15 protein-coding genes and 1 tRNA gene are annotated in these 17,193 nt (G+C 62.0%); 9 read left to right on the plus strand and 7 right to left on the minus strand.

The window, feature by feature from the left end:
- Positions 1–1,312: 1,312 nt before the first annotated feature.
- Positions 1,313–1,492, minus strand: coding sequence for a hypothetical protein (locus MEMAR_RS07040; protein WP_011844278.1), 180 nt, complete (start codon positions 1,490–1,492; stop codon positions 1,313–1,315).
- A 107-nt stretch (positions 1,493–1,599) separates the two neighbouring features.
- Here MEMAR_RS07040 and recQ point away from each other — a divergent pair, with 107 nt between their 5' ends.
- The 4 genes from recQ (at position 1,600) to MEMAR_RS07060 (ending at position 6,460) form a co-directional block, all read left to right on the plus strand.
- On the plus strand, positions 1,600–3,417 hold the full coding sequence (gene recQ, locus MEMAR_RS07045; protein WP_011844279.1) for a DNA helicase RecQ: 1,818 nt from the start codon (positions 1,600–1,602) through the stop codon (positions 3,415–3,417).
- Between the two features lie 66 nt (positions 3,418–3,483).
- On the plus strand, positions 3,484–4,470 hold the full coding sequence (locus tag MEMAR_RS07050) for an endonuclease/exonuclease/phosphatase family protein (RefSeq protein WP_011844280.1): 987 nt from the start codon (positions 3,484–3,486) through the stop codon (positions 4,468–4,470).
- Positions 4,471–4,609: 139 nt separating this feature from the next.
- Entirely contained in the window at positions 4,610–5,014 is a 405-nt protein-coding gene (locus tag MEMAR_RS07055) for a pyridoxamine 5'-phosphate oxidase family protein (RefSeq protein WP_011844281.1), read from the plus strand.
- Positions 5,015–5,785: 771 nt separating this feature from the next.
- Positions 5,786–6,460 (plus strand): flavodoxin family protein, encoded by a 675-nt coding sequence (locus tag MEMAR_RS07060; RefSeq protein WP_011844282.1) that lies wholly within the window; start codon positions 5,786–5,788, stop codon positions 6,458–6,460.
- A 667-nt stretch (positions 6,461–7,127) separates the two neighbouring features.
- Here MEMAR_RS07060 and MEMAR_RS07065 read toward each other — a convergent pair.
- Together MEMAR_RS07065 and MEMAR_RS07070 are read right to left on the minus strand one after the other, a co-directional pair.
- Positions 7,128–7,212 (minus strand) — tRNA-Ser (locus tag MEMAR_RS07065).
- Positions 7,213–7,251: 39 nt separating this feature from the next.
- Positions 7,252–8,337, minus strand: a complete 1,086-nt coding sequence (locus tag MEMAR_RS07070) for a hypothetical protein (protein ID WP_011844283.1) — start codon at positions 8,335–8,337, stop codon at positions 7,252–7,254.
- A 28-nt stretch (positions 8,338–8,365) separates the two neighbouring features.
- Between MEMAR_RS07070 and MEMAR_RS07075 the strand changes: the two genes are divergently transcribed.
- Positions 8,366–9,352 carry an archaeosine biosynthesis radical SAM protein RaSEA gene (locus MEMAR_RS07075; RefSeq protein ID WP_011844284.1) on the plus strand — a complete coding sequence of 329 codons (987 nt, stop codon included), beginning with the start codon at positions 8,366–8,368 and terminating at the stop codon, positions 9,350–9,352.
- Here MEMAR_RS07075 and MEMAR_RS07080 read toward each other — a convergent pair.
- The 3 genes from MEMAR_RS07080 to MEMAR_RS07090 form a co-directional block, all read right to left on the minus strand.
- Positions 9,349–10,578, minus strand: a complete 1,230-nt coding sequence (locus MEMAR_RS07080; RefSeq protein ID WP_011844285.1) for an ornithine cyclodeaminase — start codon at positions 10,576–10,578, stop codon at positions 9,349–9,351. The genes MEMAR_RS07075 and MEMAR_RS07080 overlap by 4 nt on opposite strands.
- A gap of 211 nt (positions 10,579–10,789) precedes the next feature.
- The gene (locus MEMAR_RS07085; RefSeq protein WP_048063789.1) at positions 10,790–11,395 is read right to left on the minus strand and encodes an NTP transferase domain-containing protein; all 606 of its coding nucleotides are present in this window, start codon (positions 11,393–11,395) and stop codon (positions 10,790–10,792) included.
- Complete coding sequence (locus MEMAR_RS07090; protein ID WP_245526564.1) at positions 11,383–12,306, minus strand: pyridoxal phosphate-dependent aminotransferase; 924 nt, start codon at positions 12,304–12,306, stop codon at positions 11,383–11,385. The genes MEMAR_RS07085 and MEMAR_RS07090 overlap by 13 nt, the downstream gene beginning before the upstream one ends.
- 272 nt (positions 12,307–12,578) lie before the next feature.
- On the opposite strand from MEMAR_RS07090, the gene MEMAR_RS07095 reads away from it, so the two are divergent.
- The 4 genes from MEMAR_RS07095 to MEMAR_RS07110 all read left to right on the plus strand — a co-directional run bounded on the left by MEMAR_RS07095 (position 12,579) and on the right by MEMAR_RS07110 (position 16,298).
- The gene (locus MEMAR_RS07095; protein WP_048063790.1) at positions 12,579–12,758 is read left to right on the plus strand and encodes a ribbon-helix-helix domain-containing protein; all 180 of its coding nucleotides are present in this window, start codon (positions 12,579–12,581) and stop codon (positions 12,756–12,758) included.
- Positions 12,759–12,770: 12 nt separating this feature from the next.
- Positions 12,771–13,895 (plus strand): cell division protein FtsZ, encoded by a 1,125-nt coding sequence (gene ftsZ / locus MEMAR_RS07100; protein ID WP_011844289.1) that lies wholly within the window; start codon positions 12,771–12,773, stop codon positions 13,893–13,895.
- A 359-nt stretch (positions 13,896–14,254) separates the two neighbouring features.
- Positions 14,255–15,115 (plus strand): coiled-coil protein, encoded by an 861-nt coding sequence (locus MEMAR_RS07105; protein ID WP_011844290.1) that lies wholly within the window; start codon positions 14,255–14,257, stop codon positions 15,113–15,115.
- Between the two features lie 55 nt (positions 15,116–15,170).
- Positions 15,171–16,298 (plus strand): DUF373 family protein, encoded by a 1,128-nt coding sequence (locus MEMAR_RS07110; protein ID WP_011844291.1) that lies wholly within the window; start codon positions 15,171–15,173, stop codon positions 16,296–16,298.
- Positions 16,299–16,647: 349 nt separating this feature from the next.
- On the opposite strand, the gene MEMAR_RS07115 is transcribed toward MEMAR_RS07110, so the two are convergent.
- On the minus strand, positions 16,648–17,091 hold the full coding sequence (locus tag MEMAR_RS07115; RefSeq protein WP_011844293.1) for a hypothetical protein: 444 nt from the start codon (positions 17,089–17,091) through the stop codon (positions 16,648–16,650).
- Between the last annotated feature and the right edge of the window lie 102 nt (positions 17,092–17,193).

The following is a 17,193-nucleotide window of genomic DNA, read 5'->3' on the forward strand; positions in this document are numbered from 1 at the left end:
TTTCCGGGTGCGACGGACGGAACGTCCGGAGCTCGAGAAAACGCAAAGCGTTTTCGAGTTGCGACGGGCCGAAGGGTGCGACGGTTCACTAGAACCGGAGCATGAGAAGCCCGAAGGGCTTCGAGTCCGGAGCGCGAGCACCGTCAGGTGCGGGGTACACACAGCGGAACGACGGGTGCAGGAGCACCGAGGGGGCAAAGCGCGACGGGAACTCGTCAACAATCACACGAACTTCGCGTTCTCGAAGACCTTCGGTCCGTCCCGAATCGAACCTCACAGTGCTCACATTCTTCGTATCTGGAAATTTCTGCAGTCATACTGGCACGGATTTCAAGGGGATATCGCCATTGGAGGAACGACGCTCCGCAGGAGCGGAGTTCGAGCACCGAAGGTGCGAGGTGGGGCTGACGGGGAGTGCGATGGGCGGAACGCCCGGAGCTCGACCACCGTCAGGTGGGGAGGGGGAAACCCCCTCCCCTGTCCCCACCCCCCACGGCGATAGTCCCACGGTCCACTGCATGGGGATCTCTCCTTATTTCGGTCGTGTTGTTGCCAGCACTCAAACCTGACGGTTCCCACGCTCCGGTCCTTCGGTCCGTCGCACTTCGCACCTGACGGTGCTCAAACTCCGGTCCTTCGGTCCGTCGCACTTCGCACCTGACGGTGCTCAAACTCCGGTCCTTCGGTCCGTCGCACTTCGCACCTGACGGTGCTCAAACTCCGGTCCTTCGGTCCGTCGCACTTCGCACCTGACGGTGCTCAAACTCCGGTCCTTCGGTCCGTCGCACTTCGCACCTGACGGTGCTCAAACTCCGGTCCTTCGGTCCGTCGCACTTCGCACCTGACGGTGCTCAAACTCCGGTCCTTCGGTCCGTCGCACTTCGCACCTGACGGTGCTCAAACTCCGGTCCTAGCGGAACGTCGCACTTCGCACCTGACGGTGCTCAAACTCCGGTCCTTCGGTCCGTCGCACTTCGCACCTGACGGTGCTCAAACTCCGGTCCTTCGGTCCGTCGCACTTCGCACCTGACGGTGCTCAAACTCCGGTCCTAGCGGAACGTCGCACTTCGCACCTGACGGTGCTCAAACTCCGGTCCTTCGGTCCGTCGCACTTCGCACCTGACGGTGCTCAAACTCCGGTCCTTCGGTCCGTCGCACTTCGCACCTGACGGTGCTCAAACTCCGGTCCTAGCGGAACGTCGCACTTCGCGGCTTCACACGAACTTGCAGAGCATGGATGATGATACCGCTCACGCAAAATGAGCGATGACTCTCCCCGGGCCGCCAGCGCCGGGAGAAAACCAATGCCCGCTCACTTCTTCCGGTAGATGTTCAACCCGATCTTGATGTCCTCGTGTTCCGGCACCGAGACGTTGCCCTCGGTGGAGGCGATCGTGATCGACTTCCCGCTCTTCGATGCGCCGAACTCTTTTTCGAGATCCACGCGTATGGTGAGGACGCTTCCCTCAACCGTCATGTCGACGTTCTTCATCGCTTTCAGTACGTGCGTTCCCCGCGGATATGCGCATCGGTGCGGGAACAATAAACGCTATCCCGCCCCCGGTCCAACCGTACCAGCACATCAGGTTCTGTGACGCAATGGACGCAAAACACACTGCTCTGGAGAAATATTTCGGTTACACGTCGTTCCTCCCCCACCAGGAAGAGATCGTCGACGCCGTCCTCGCCGGGCGCGACGTCCTCGCCGTCATGGCGACCGGAGGCGGCAAATCCCTCTGCTACCAGCTCCCCGCCCTCGTCTTCGGCGGGCTTACGGTCGTCGTCTCGCCGCTCATCGCCCTGATGAAGGATCAGGTCGACGGTCTCCGGGCAAACGGCATCCCGGCGGCGACGATCAACAGCTCGCTCGGGTATGGGGAGCAGAAGATCGTCGAGCGGGTGATCCTCGAAGGCCGCATCCGGATCCTCTACGTCTCGCCGGAACGGGCAGTGCAGCCGTTCTTCCTCTCGCTCATCGCAAAAGCGGACGTCCGGCTCATCGCCATCGATGAGGCGCACTGCATCTCCATGTGGGGCCACAACTTCCGCCCCGAATACCGCCGGCTTCGGGTGCTCAAAGAGCGGTTCCCCACCGTCCCCGTCATCGCCCTGACCGCGACCGCCATCCCCGCCGTCCAGAACGACATCGCGGTCGAGCTCGCTCTCTCGAACCCTGCCCGGTTCGTCGGGAGTTTCAACCGCAAAAACCTCACCTACCGGGTGGTGCCGAAGGCACGCTACTTCCCGAGGCTGGTCGCCTACCTGAATGAACACAAAAACGACGCCGGCATCATCTACTGCTTCTCCCAGAAAGCAACGGTGGAACTCGCGAAGAAACTGCAGGATAAAGGGTTCTCGGCGCTCCCCTACCACGCCGGCCTCCCCGACGCCGTCCGCGCGGAGCACCAGGAGGCCTTCTCCCGCGGCGACGTTGCGATCATCTGCGCCACCGTCGCCTTCGGCATGGGCATCGACAAACCGGACGTCCGGTTCGTCATCCACACCGACCTCCCGAAGGATATCGAGTCCTACTACCAGGAGACCGGCAGAGCAGGGAGGGACGGGGAGCCGGGCGACTGCATCCTCTACTACTCCCGTGGCGACTACGGCACGATCCGCTACATCATCGAGAAGGAGGGCGCCGATGCGACACAGAAGGACGTCGCCTACCGTAAAGTGGGGGCGATGCTCGACTACTGCGAGACTCCCGGATGCCGGAGGAAGTTCCTGCTCGCCTACTTCGGCGAGTCCTACCCGGAGGAGCGGTGCGGCGCATGCGACCGCTGCGAGACGCCGGTGAAGGTATTCGACGGGACGGAGGTGGCGGCGGCGGTCATCGCGTGCATCCGCGAGACAGGGGAACGGTTCGGCGCTTCCTACATCGCCGACGTCCTCGCCGGCTCGAAGAGCGCGAGGGTTCGCGAGAACGGGCACGACCGGCTTTCTGCCTACGGCTCCGGCAGGGGCTACACCCGCGACCAGTGGCTGCTCTTCATCCAGGAGATGGTCGGGAAGGGGTTCGTCGCGTCGACCGGCGGCCGGTACCCCGTCCTCGTTTCAAACGACCGGAGCCGGGCGGTGCTCGCGGGGAAGAACCCGGTGCCGCTCGCAGAGCCGCGTCCGGAGGGCGTCGTCGCGCCGGAAACCGGGGAGAAGGACTACGACGAACCCCTCTTCCTCCGGCTCCGCCGGCTCCGGAAAGTCGTTGCCGACCTCGATCACGTGCCGCCGTTCGTCGTCTTCCACGACCGGAGCCTCAAGGAGATGGCAACGTACTACCCGACCACCGGCGTTGCCCTCCTCGAGATCTACGGCGTCAGCGAGGCGAAACTGAAGCGTTACGGCAGGAAGTTCCTCGACGCCATCGATAAGCACTGCGCCGAACACGGGATCGGGCCGGAGCAGCGGAGAGGGTGACCCCCCCTCCCCAAACACCCCAAATCCATCCTCAACTCGATGTATTAATGAACGAGGAGCGCCAATATGCCAGGTACAAGGCATATGCGGCTCATTTCATGGAACATAGATCTCTTCCGCTCCGGCCTTAAGAGCGTGGAGAAGAAAGTCGAAGCGGTCTGTCGGCACTCGCCTGATATCGTCGCTTTCCAGGAGGTGACGGATCGGGCGCTGCCGCTCTTCCGGGAAGAACTGGAGAAGTTTGGACTGCTCCACTCCATCGACAGCCTTGCGCTGGTGGAGATCGCGCGGGTGGCCTATATGGCCGAACGACTGAACGACCTTCGCGCACGGGGCGCGAACGATCCCTTCCAGTTCGCGTATAACGTCTCCCGGCTCTCGGAACAGTACTATCCTCCCGGCGAAGCAAAGAGCTGCGGATGCCTGATCGCGAGCAGGTACCCCCTCACGCCGTTAAACCCGCTCGACTTCGATATCCCGTGGAAACAGCGGGTGGTCTCTGCCGTCGTCAGCGCACCGGCGGGCGAGTTCGAGGTTCACAACGCCCATGTGCCGACGGCGATCGGCACCCGGAGGAACGAGATCGTCAAGGCCGAGACGCTGGCCGGGATCTACCGCCACCTCGCCGTCCAGTCGGCACGACCGCGGATCCTCTGCGGCGATCTCCACATCCCGGAGGCGGAGCTCCCCGACGGAACGATCGTTCCCTTCTACCGCGACATCATCCCGGACGAAACCTACAACACCATGATCTCCGAGAGCGACGAGTACCTCGGCCGCCCGAGAAAGTGGTGGTACAACGCCGAGATGAACGTCCTCCCCGGTCTCGCGGAGTACGACCTCCCCGACGTCTTCCGTAGACTTCACGGCTACCAGGCGAGAGAGTACAGCTGGTGCCCCGACCGCGGGCCCGAGGATGTGCCGAAGTGCAAACGCTACGACCACATCTTCGCGTCTACGCGCCTCAACCCGACGGCGTGCTGGTACCTCCATGACCTGCGGGGGCAGGGGTTGAGCGATCACTCCGCCGTCGTGATGGACTTCGAGCCGTGAGCAGGTGCGAGGCCGTCCGCGGCACAAGCCCGGTCCGGCACCCACCTTAGCGCAGGCTCTGCCGGCCTGGCCGCACCCGCTGTTTTTCTTCATGACCTTTTTTAAACCTGCAGTCGAGAGAGTATACCGGTGAAAAACAATGGTTGCACTTACTGAAGAGATGAAGACGGCGTTTCGCACGATGAAGGCGTTTCCGGTCGCCACTGCTTCGAAGGACGGCTGGCCGAACGTGGTGCCGATCGCGTTCGTCGAGATCGTCGACGACGAGACGATCTGGATCGCGGACAACTTCATGAAGAAGACGCTCGCAAACGTCCAGGAGAACCCGAAGGTCTCCATCTACGTCTGGGGGCCCGAGACGAAGGGCTGCTTCCAGGTCAAGGGCGACGTCGAGATCCGGTCGAGCGGCCCGGAGTTCGAGAAGATGCAGTTCACCGTCCGGGCGAAGATGGCGAAGGCGCCGGCGAAGACCCTCCTCATCATGAAGGTTCGCGAGATCTACGAGTGCTCCCCCGGACCGAAGGCCGGGGAGAAGATTCTTTAACTTTTTTTCTGCGGGATCCCTGCCGGGATCTGCCGTGGGCAATATCCACGGCCTTCTCCCAGGTTCTCTTGCGCCGCAGGTGGCGCCTACGTAGGCGATCGACAGAACCGTTCGGGTTCGTGAAAAGTCCCGTACAGTGGACCGTGGGGGATATCGCCACCGGGGGAGTGCGACTGGCCAAAGGTGCGATGTTCCGGAGGAACGGAGCTGGAGCACCGTTAGGTGCGGGGGCAGGAGCACGAGAAGAACGAAGTTCTTCGAGGGGCTGACGGGGAGTGCGATGGTTCGGAGCGCGACTGCCGTCCCGGCAGGAGCGTGAGCACCGAAGGTGCGAAGAACCGGAGCTCGAGCACCCGAAGGGTGCGGAGTGCGAGCGAAGCGAGCTTGAGCACCGGAGGTGCGAGTGCGATGGGCGGATCGCCCGGAGCTCGACCACCGTCAGGTGGGGAGGGGGTCTCCCCTCCCCTGTCCCCACAATTTAAGGGATTTCTGTAACCCCAACCATCTCCCGCTCCAGGCAGGTATACGCATCCCTGCTCCAGCCTTCCAGATCCACTCACGCCTGGCCGTATGGTACAATCAAATGCAAACTACCGTCCCCGGCCAGCACACGGATACCAGGCTTCGCACCTGACGGTGCTTTGAGGTTGTGTCTGCTCACGACCACCGAATCCACATGTTCGCGCACCGCCTCACAGAGGGGACTGCCTTCCCGGTTCTAAACTATTTTCCCGCACCGCCGCCAACGCTTCCTCAGGATTTGATGAAAAAATGAAGATAGCCGCAGTTGTGGGAAGCCCGCGGGGAGTGCAGAGCAGGACGAGAAAACTTGTAACCTTCGTGCTCGCCGGGGCAAAAGAGGCCGGTGCCGAGATCGATATCATCGACCGCGCCGATCTGCAGATCGTCGCCTGCACCGGTTGCGAGAGTTGCAGCCTGGACGGGACGTGCGTCTTTGGCGACGACTTCCCCGCCGCGTACGACCGGATACGGGATGCCGACGGGCTGGTGTTCGCCTCGCCGGTCTACGTCGACAACGTCAGCGGGCAGATGAAGGTCTTCATCGACCGGCTGGCGGACGCTATGCGTTACCAGAAGTTCGCCGGGAAATACGGCTGCAGCGTCGCGACCACGCAGGTCTCGGGAGGCGACGCGGTCGTCGGTTACCTGAACCACGTGCTCAACTACCTCGGGGTGACGACGGTCGGGGGGATGAGCGTCGCACTCGATGACGACCCGGAGGCGCTCGACCGGGCTGAACCGGCGGCACGCGATCTCGGGCGCCGGCTCGCCCTTGCCGTCAGGGACCGGCCGCGCTATCCCGATCAGGAGGCCCGGATGGCGGAGAACCGGAAATACTTCGCCGGCATCGTCCGGGCGAACCGGGACTGGCGGCCGGACGAGTACGAGCGGTGGGTGCGTGAGGGCTGGATCGGGGAGGAATGAGGAGCCGGCGACGCGATCCTGCCGGCATCGCCGGTTCCAGACCGGACAAAGGGAACCGCATCCAGCCATAGAAGAGCAGAACTACCGGTCCTGTTGAAACCCTGTTCCGATCATCATCCTTTCCCGATGGGGTTGATACTGGGCCCGGCTGTCCCGGGGACGACCTTTTTTCTCGGGCCCGGGATCAACCTTTTCCCCGGACATCCCCATGCAGTGGACCGTGGTTGCCTGCGCACCTTCGCACCTTCGGTGCTCAAACTCCGTTCCTGAGGGAACGTCGTTCTCCGGTGCTCGAACTCCCGCCGTGCCGCCGGTCGCTTATCGCCACTGGGGTGGGGCTGACGGGGAGGGGGTCTCCCCCTCCCCTGTCTCCACGTTGTAATGGATCTCTGTAACCCCCACCACCCGCGCTTCGCGCTCCTCCCGCCCCAGGGGGGCGGGCAGTGCGTGGCGATAGGCGATGCCCCTACGGGATATCGCTGGAGAAGACCGAAGGTCCTGGACTGGCGATGGACGGAATGCGACCGGCCGCCAGGGCGGGAGCATGAGCACCGCAGGTGCGCAGCCCGGTGGAAAGCCGTGCCCCTGATTGCGGCCATTTTGCGCAAACGGGGGGTTCAACAAGGCCCAACTACCTTTCTTCAACGATTGGGCGTGAATAACGGAGCGCCGGGAGGGAGATTTGAACTCCCGAGGTGCCAGGCACCAGTGGCTTTCAAGGCCACCGCCTTCCCGGACTAGACTATCCCGGCTCGCCTTAACCTATAGGTCACCGGACAAAAAAAGGTTGTTCATCCCCTGCGCGCGAAGACAACGGCGAGAAGCGCGAGGAGTGCCAGGGCCGCCGGGAGCGGTGCAGCCTGTGCGGGGGTGGGGGTCGCGTCCCCGAAGAGCCCGGGCGCGGTCTGGCTCACCCTGACCGTATCGGCGTTCGTTGCCGATATCTGCACGGTGCCGCTGTCGTTGTAGCTCATGGGGTAGACCTTGACGTAGACCGGGCCTCCCTTTGCGGCAACCTCTACGGTCTCGGGCTCGAGCATGCCCTTGTTGTTAACTTTATGGGATTCCCCATCCTCATCGATGTATTCGACCACCCAATCGATCCCGGCCGAGGTCATGATCTTCACCGTGCCGCTTTTGGTGTCGACCTCGAAGTAGGCCGGGGCGGACCGGCTGGCGGGGGAACTCGCGGATATCATCGCCTCCGTCGGCGTCGGACCGGGTGTCCCGGTTACCACGAATTCGGCGTCGCCGATGTAGCCCTTGTTGTCGGAGAAGGTGACCTCGTACGAGCCTCCTTCGGAGATAGGCACCTCAACGGAGAACGCACCGTTCTTGTCCGTCGCTACGTACTTCGGCCCGTAGACGGTAAAGCCGTCTCGTTCGACCAGAACCCGTGCTCCCGCATCACCGAGGTCGACGATCTTACCCCGGAGATCGAGGGTACCGTCGAAGTCCTGGTTGAGCGGAGAGTCTATCGTAATGCTCCCGGAACGGTCGACCAGGGTGACCGTCCGCTGTTTTGTCGAACTGCCCCCGAAGGTGGAGAGCGTGGGATCGATGAGCTCGATAGAGTACTGTCCCGGCTCCAGACCGTCCGTCTCGAACGTCGTGGAGAACGACCCGTCCTCCTGGACGACGATTGTCTTGCGGGCAATCTCGTGCTTCATGTACTGGGCACGGTACAGTACAATCTCCGTGCTGAATCCGGGATTGACCGTCGGCTTGGGGAGACCTCCAACGATCGTGGTGCCCGTGACTTTGAGCGGGTCGCCGACGTTTACCGTCTGCGGGGCACTGATTGAAACGTATGCGGCCGATGCCGTACCGACGAGCATCATCGCGACGATGATCGTCAGCCATGCGATCCTTTTCATATCATAACATCCTCGAATATGAGGTATAATGGTATCCAAATTAACCGAGAAGCCGCTGGCGTCCTGGCGGGGGAAAGACCGCTATGAAGGGCGGATCCTCGATACGCTGACGGTTATCTTTCGAAGCGGCGGGTGTTCCTGGAACCGGTGCAGGATGTGCGGCTACCGGCACGAGCGGTATCCCGACCTTCCCCGGGACGAACTCGCCGAACGGATGATTCGCCAGGTCCGCTGGGTGAAAGAGAACTTCCGCGACGAGGACTACCAGGTGCTCAAGATCTTCACGTCGGGGAGTTTCTTCGACCCCGACGAAGTTCCCCCCACGGTCAGGCGCGCAGTCGCGGAGGCGTTCCGGGGCAAAGCCGTGATCGCCGAGACGCGGCCCGAGTACGTCGACGCCGACGCAGTCCGCGAGTTCCGGGAAGGGATCGATACCGGCGACTGGGACAAACCGCTCCACGTCGCCGTGGGCCTCGAGACCACGAACGATCTCATCAGGGAGAGGAGCATCGACAAGGGGTTCTCGTACGCCGACTTCCTCCGCGCCGCAGAGGTCGCCCACGCCGCCGGTGCGGGCATGAAGGCCTACCTGCTGATGAAACCGCCGTTCCTGACCGAACGCGAGGCACGCGACGACATGATACGCTCGATCAGGGACGTCGCCCCCGTCGCGGACAGCATCTCCATGAACCTCTGCACCGTCCAGAGCAGAACCGAGGTCGAACACCTCTGGAAGCAGCACGCATACCGGCCGCCGTATCTCTGGAGCGTTCTCGACGTGCTGATCGCTTCCCCGGTGCATATCCTCTGCGACCCCGTCGGCGGCGGGAAGATGCGGGGGCCGCACAACTGCGGAAGATGCGACGGCCCGATCGTGAAGGGGATCATCGACTACTCGCTCTCTGAAGATGTCGAACTCCTGCGTGCCCTTGCGGAGACGGAGTGCGGGTGCAAAGAAGAGTGGGAGTTCGTGCTGGACCGGGAAGAGCCGTTCTGTATGCCGCTCACCCGCTAGCACTTCTCCTGTTCTTCGAGCTGCTCGCAGAGCAGCGGGAGGAACGTCCCCGCATCGCTCACGACGCCGATCGCCTGCGTCGTGCCGCGGTCCATCAGTTTCGTCACCGATGCGGGGTTGATGTCGACGCAGACGGTCTTGACGTACGAGGGGAGGCAGTTCCCGACGGCGATCGAGTGGAGAAGCGTTCCCACCATCACCACCATCCCGAGATCGTGGATATGGCGGCGCATGACTTCCTGCGCCTCGACGACGTCCGTGATTGTGTCGGGGAGCGGCCCGTCGTCCCGGATGGAGCCGGCGAGCACGAACGGGATGCCCTTCTTCACGCACTCGTACATGATCCCGCCGGTGACGACCCCCTGGTCGACCGCGTTCTTGATGGAGCCCGCCCGCATGATCTCGCTGATGGCGCGGATGTGGTGCTTGTGCCCGCCGGTGACGAGCGTGCCCGTCTTGACGTCCATCCCGAGCGACGTGCCGTAGAGGTTGGACTCGATATCGTGGGTGGCGAGCGCGTTCCCCGCAAAGAGCACGTCGATGTAGCCTTCGCGGATCATCTTCGCGAGGGCGTCGGCCGCTCCGGTATGGACGATGGCGGGGCCGCCGACGAGCGCGATCTTCTCGCCTTTCTGCTTCGACTTCAGGATCTCGCGGGCGATCTTTGCGATGATCGCCTCGCTCGGCCGCTCGGACGAGACGGTTCCGTGCATGAACTCGAACGTGCTGACCTTCCTCGGCCGCTCGGGGTAGACCACCCGAACGCCGGTCTCGCTGACGACAACAGCGTCCCCGCCCTTGATCTTCGATATCGGGGTGCAGATCGCCCGCTTCTCCGTCTCGTCGACCACGATGTGGCAGTCCATCTCAATGCGCTCGACGGGCAGCCAGTCGCCCCGGTATTTTACGTAGGTCGGGTGGTTGGTGGTCGAGTAGAACCCCTTCGGCAGGATCCGGTCGCCCTCTGCCGGTACGAGGGTGACGTCGTCGATCTCGGGGGCCCGTGCGCCGAGCCGGTGCAGCTCGGAGAGGATGGCGTCAAGCTGGTGATCGCCGGGCGCCGTCACGCGGAGCCGTGCGTAACTCGTGTCCGTCTTCAGTCTTCCGACGTTGAACGTGAGGATCTCGAATTCTCCCCCCATATCCATGATCCTGTCAAACACGAGGGTCATGACGCCCGAATCGATGATATGGCCCTCTAGTTCGATTTCCCGGCAGGATTCCATATGTAAGAGTTGGTGATAGTCCGATAATACAGTTTCCCCGCCCGTCTCTCCCCCCGGAACAGTGCGCCTGCCGCCCGTCCGTAACGATACCCTCCCGGACGAGCGCCGCCGCGCGCCGGTCCCGGGAGTGGGAAACCTTCGGGCTCAAATTCCTTTCAGCGGGGCTGAAACTCTTCAATCGTGCAGCATGACCCCGGCACAACCGGGAGCGCTATTCTCTCCGCTTCCGGCAGAGGTACTCCTGCACCAGCGCCAGTTCCTCGCGGGTGTTGACGTTGAAGGCAAGCCGCTTGTCGTGCAGGAGAAGTTGCACCTCGTCCTGGGCCGCACCGGAACCGCCCGCCGTCAGGATGTTGATCCCGGCGGGACAGGCCGGGACGCCGTCGACCGTTTCCGTGTACCGCGTGCGGCAGCCGTGCTCCTCGCAGAGGTCGCGGGGCACCCACGTCGAGCATGCCGGCACTCCCGCCCGGCGCCAGGCCTCCTCGACACCGGCGACGATATCGGGCGCAAGGCAGGGGAGGTCGGAGACGCAGGTGAAGAACGGCGTTCCTCCCTCCTCCAGGTCTGCCGCAGCGGCGTTGATATCCTCAATGTAGCCGAGCCCCTCCGCCTCGTACAGGCCGACCCCCTGCGCCCGGCACCAGTTCTTGGTGAACGGCGTCCGGTACGAGGCGACCACGACCACCTCGTGGCCTGCGGCCGTGAAGGCGTCGGTGACGTAGGAGAGCATCGGCCGCCCGCAGATGGTGACCAGGGGCTTCTCGCCCATCCGGAGACGGGTGCCCTCTCCCCCGGCCATGATCAGGGCAAGCATGTTTCGAGCGCCTCGATGAGTTGCCGGTTCTCTTCATGCGTCCGGACGGCCACGCGGATGTGGCGGGGAAGCCCGAACGACCGGCAGTCCCGCACCAGGATACCGCGGGAGAGGAGCCGCCCAACGAGCACCTCCGACTCCACCGGGACTTCGATAAGGATGTAGTTCGCGGACGGCGGCGCATAGACGAGACCGAGAGCGTCCAGGCGGCTGCAGAGCCAGGCCCGCTCCCGGGCAATCCGCTCCCGCGACGCCTCAAGGAGGTCGTAGTGCCGGAAGGCCTCGATCGCGAAGGATTCGGCGAACGCGTTCACCGTCCAGGGAAGGCGCACCGTCTCGACCTTCTCGATGAGCTCGGGCGTGCCGAAGGCGTAGCCGAACCGGATGCCCGGCACGGCGAAGCTCTTTGTCAGGGAGCGCAGCAGAAAGAGGTTCTCGTCCGAGACGTCGGCGACGCTCTGGGCCGGGTCGGAGAGTTCGATGAAGGCTTCGTCGAGGAAGAGGCAGGCCCCCCGCCCGGTGACCCCATCGAGCACCCGGAGGACTTCCGCCCGGGTCAAAAGCTTCCCGGTGGGGTTGTTCGGGTTGCAGAGGAACCGGACGGCAGCTCCGCTCTCCTCCGCCGTGCACCGGGCACCGGCGAGCCTCACCGCCATCCCGTACTCGGCGAACGTCGGCGACTCGACATAGGCGGCATCTCCGGCCCCGAGCACGGCAGAACAGAACGCGCGGATCAACTCGACGGATCCGTTGCCGACGGCGACCTCTGAGGCATCGCGCCCGAAGGTTCTGCTTATTTCCTCTTTGAGCGTCTCATAACGGTCGTCGGGGTAATCTTTCAGCGCCGAAGCGTCCGGAATCCAGGGGAACGCCGGGGGATACGGATTTATGTTGGCACTGAAATCAAGCACCTCGCCCCTCTCCCGGGTGCGGTGCCAGCGCACCCGGCCGCCATGTTCTGCCCTTTTAGGGAGATTATCTCTCATATTCGTGGCAACTCTTTGAGGATACGTTGTCGGCTGCTATCCATAAAACCGTTATGTCGGGCAGGATTGCATATCGATAGGTATATATACCATCCACATATTATTATGCCTTATCTGATACAGTCAGACGAAAAGGACACGTTTGTCTGACAAACGGCTGACAAGGGGCTGCCACATGTCAGATACGAGTGATTGAAATGATGGATCGGATTACAATCAGATTGCCACGGCAACAGGTCGAGATGCTCGAGAAGCTGGTGGAGGCTGGCGAATTCCCCACGGTATCGGAGGCTGTGCGGTATTCGGTCAGGGCGCTTCTTGAACGGCATGGAAACCGTGTTCTACGTGAGGCCGACCAGATTTCATTCAAAGTTTAGGAGGTATTATTGATGCAGACGATCATCAACGAGGCGTTAAAACACGCAGAACGTGAGAAGTACCTGAAGACGGACATGGTCGATGGCGAAGACGACATCATCGGCCAGCCACGTATTGTCATCGTAGGGTGCGGCGGTGCGGGCAACAACACCGTCAACCGGCTGTACCACATGCAGGTCAGCGGTGCAGAGACGATCGCGATCAACACGGACAAGCAGCACCTGGACATGATCCAGGCAGACAAGAGAGTTCTTGTCGGCAAGTCGCTCACCAAAGGCCTTGGAGCCGGCGGATTCCCCGACGTCGGCAGGCGTGCAGCCGAGATGGCCCGGCCGACCCTGGAGAGCCTCCTCTGCGACGCGGACCTTGTCTTCATCACCGCCGGCATGGGCGGAGGCACCGGTACGGGCACCGCCCCGGTCGTCGCACAGATCGCAAAGGAGCAGGGCGCTATCGTCGTCGGCATGGTCAGCTACCCCTTCCAGGTCGAAAAGGCCCGACTCCTCCGTGCGGAAGAGGGGCTTGAACAGCTCTCGGCCTCCGCCGACTCGGTGATCGTGCTCGACAACAACCGCCTCATCAAGTACGTGCCGAACCTCCCGCTCGGCCAGGCGTTCTCAGTCATGGACCAGCTCATCGCGGAGACCGTCAAGGGCATCAGCGAGACGATCACGGAGCCTTCCCTCATCAACATCGACTACGCCGACGTGCGTGCCATCATGAGCAAGGGCGGCGTCGCCGTGATGCTCGTCGGCGAGAGCAAGCAGCAGAACAAGGCCGAGAGCGTCGTTCACGAGTGCTTGAACCACCCCCTGCTGGACATCGACTACCGCGGAGCAACCGGGAGCCTCATCCACATCACGGGCGGCAACGACCTGACCCTCCAGGACGCCGAGGAGATCGCAAGCTCCCTGACCTACGAACTCGACCCCCACGCGGACGTCATCTGGGGAGCGCGGGTGAACAGCGATTACGAAGGAAGAGTTCGGGTCATGGCGGTCATGACCGGCGTAAAAAGTGCACAGATCCTCGGAAGCCACCGCACCTACGAACAGGTCGCGCAGCGGTCCAGCGCACCTGCCGGCAGGCGCATAGCAGGGGACTCCCCGAGCGGGCACCTCATCGACTTCCTCTGAAATCCCCTACCCTCTTTCATACCTTTTTTAAATCGGAATCGTTCCACGGAGGCGCGCTCCGTCCTCCTACGAAATACTTAAGAGTACAGATGACGTTTGAAATATAGACGTTCTTGTATAATCCCTCCAGCACGGGGTGTATTGTGCAGGGCACAGATCCACCGGGTCTGCGATTGCCAAAGTACCGGGGTTGAACACATGAGCAGACAGATGAACGACGGTCTCGATTGTCGAGTCCGAAAGCGTCTTTTCTTGTGGTGTAGCCGCTACACGAGCCTCCGGCATCCTGCAGCACACGGGAGCGATCTTTTGCTGGCGGGGATATGAGACAGGTACCGAATGTCGAGGATTGGTAAAGAATGCTGAACGATCTGATTGAAAAAAGAAAAAAAGTCCTTGCGGAGTCTGAACAGCACAAAGACCGGCGCAACGAGTTGAACGCGCTTGCCAGCAAAAACGCCCGGGAACGCAACACGTTGAATGCCCAGACCCGCGAGTTCGTCGAGGAGGCGCAGCAGCACAAGGAGCAGCGGGATAAGATCAACGAGGAAGTCCAGGCGCTGAAGGACCAGAGGAACGAACACAACGACAAGGCAAACGCGCTCTTCGAAGAGATCGAGTCCTTCAAGAGAGAGCACGGCAACCTCCAGAACCGGGGTGTCAAGGAACTGCAGAAGCAGATCGAGCACCTGGAGTTCAAGCAGCAGACCGAGGTTTACAGCACCGATAAGGAGCGCGAACTGATCGAGAAGATCAAGCAGCTCAAGGCGGCGGCGAAGGACCAGGAGGCCGAGCTCGAACAGAACAAGGAGATGCGGACGAAGCTTGCCGATGCCCGCGAGTTTCGCCGGCTGGCCTCCGAGATCCACAAGGAAGTCACCGAGAAGGCCGAGGCCGCACAGCAGCACCACGACCTGATGGTGGAGTCCTACAGGAAGGCCGACAAGTCCCGCGAAGAGGCCGATCAGTCCCATCAGCAGTTCGTCGAAGCCCAGGAGGCTGCGGACGAGGAGCACAAGCAGTTCATCGCCTGCCAGAAGGAACTCCGCGACTACGACAAAGTCATCTCGGGTCTCCGGAAGAAGACCAAAAAGACCAAAGTCACCAAAGAGCAGAAGGCCGTCCGGAAAGAGGCGGAACGTGTCTTCCAGCAGTTCCGTGACGGTGAGAAGATCACCACCGACGATCTGCTCCTGCTTCAGCGTGCAAAACTCATCTAATACTTTTTTACCGCGCTCCAAATCATTTAATAGATCTGAGGCGATGTTCTATTGAATGGCAAAAGAGCGGACGCTTGTCCTCTGTGTCGATCGCGATGACGATCTCGGGTTCAAAGCCGGGATCGATGGTCCCACCGTGGGCAGAGAGGCATGCCTCCATGCGGCGACCTCACTCGCCCTGGTCGATCCCGAGGACTCCGATGTCAACGCTATCTTCGAGACGATCAGGCTCTACGACGAACTCGCCAAAAAAGGGGAAGAGGTCGCCGTTGCCGTCATCTGCGGCAACCACATGAATCTGCTCGAGGGCGATCGCCGGGTAGCGTCCGGTCTCGATGCAATCCTCTCCGCAACGGGCTCTACATCCTGCATCATCGTGACGGACGGCGCCGAGGACGAGTATGTCCTGCCGATCATCCAGTCCCGGGTGCCGGTCAGCAGCGTGCGGCGGGTCGTGGTCAACCAGATGCCGAACCTCGAGGGGACGTACTACATCTTACGACGCCTTCTCGACGACCCGAAGGTCTCGAAGATCGTGCTCGTCCCGCTCGGTCTCGCGATGCTCCTCTATGCCGTGGGATACCTGCTCGGGTACCCCGAGGGTGCGACCATCGTCGTCGTCGGCGTCATCGGCACCTACCTGCTCTTCAAGGGCGTCGGGATAGACGAGATCTTCGGTTACCTGATCACCTCGCTGAAAACATCGCTCCACGGCGGGAGGTTCACGTTCGTATCCTACATCGCAGCGATACTGCTCGGTATCGTCGGGGTTATCCTCGGGCTCATAAGCCTCCTCGAATACTACTCCCCGTTCGGCATCGTCATCCAGATGCTCGCGTTCATCTACGGTGCCGTCGCCTGGTTCATCGCCGCCGGCCTCGTGGCGTCGGTGGGAAAGATCATCGACGTCTTCCTAAACGAGCGCGAGGCGATCCAGCGGGTGGTCGCCCTGCCGTTCTTCGTCCTGGCGATCGGGGCCATCGCCTACGGGGCAAGCACCTACATCCTCTCGATCAGCAGCGAGATCTCCGGGTTCCCCGTAACGAGTACGGGCGGTGCGCTGTATATCGTCTTCGCGATAATAGGAGGCCTCTTCTGCGCCTTTTTCGGCGTCTACCTCCAGTCGTTCCTGGGCCGGTGGGTTGACGAGCGGGAACCGGCCACACTGAAGAGAGAAGCGTAGAGACGCCCCTCGGAGCCGGGGTGTCTCACAGGGCTACCCCCACTTCTCGATGATATCGGTTTCATCGAGCCGGGGGAATGCCTCCCCGAAGTACCGGCCGGGAAAAGGGTAGGGGCTGTTGTTGAGCACGATCGCCTGGATCTCCGGGTCTGCTCGAGCCCTGGTACGACGCCGATATGTTACGGCAGCCCCGGCCCCCCAGGGCACGGCGGGTGTGGCGGGCACAATAAGGGCCTTTCGGGGATGCCGCTACCTCGCGGCAGAGACGATCCAGGTCGGCCGCCACCGTACTCGAAAGACCCACAGGTAGACGTCAAAAGATCGGCACCGCAATCCGGCTTACCGGCGGTTAAGCAAAATAGCCGAGTCCTTCCGGGAACTCGCTGACGTCCTCATAGTGTTTGACGTCCTGGGGGGTGATGACGGTGAGCGAGGGCACGACCACGCCGAAACCGTGCGCGGGGAACCAGTACGACCCCTGCCCGTAGTCGTTCGACGCGTCCTTCACGCGCACCTCGATACGCTCGAGATCGAGTTGCTGAACGCTGACGTTGTCGAAGTTCAGTATCTCGAGTGCCTTCTGTTTCAGATCGGATTTTCCAAGGAGGAGAACGAGGAACCCGATGCCGTCGTCTATCGTATAGTTCATGGTGACGACGGCATCCGCCTTATCCAGCCGGACGGTGACGTCTTTGACGGTGATGTAACTGTGTCGCTCCTCGTCCGCCGCCAGAGCGGGGAGAACGAGAGCAGTTACCAGCATCAGCGCTATGCCGACCGTCAACCACCTCATAGTATAGCGTATATAGTGCGGGTCTTAAAGCCTTTATGGTCGATCCGCATCAAACCGACCAGATAAACGGCCATCTGCCGGATAGCGCGCGACAGGCAGGTT

Source organism: Methanoculleus marisnigri JR1, from assembly GCF_000015825.1.
Lineage (GTDB): Archaea > Halobacteriota > Methanomicrobia > Methanomicrobiales > Methanoculleaceae > Methanoculleus > Methanoculleus marisnigri.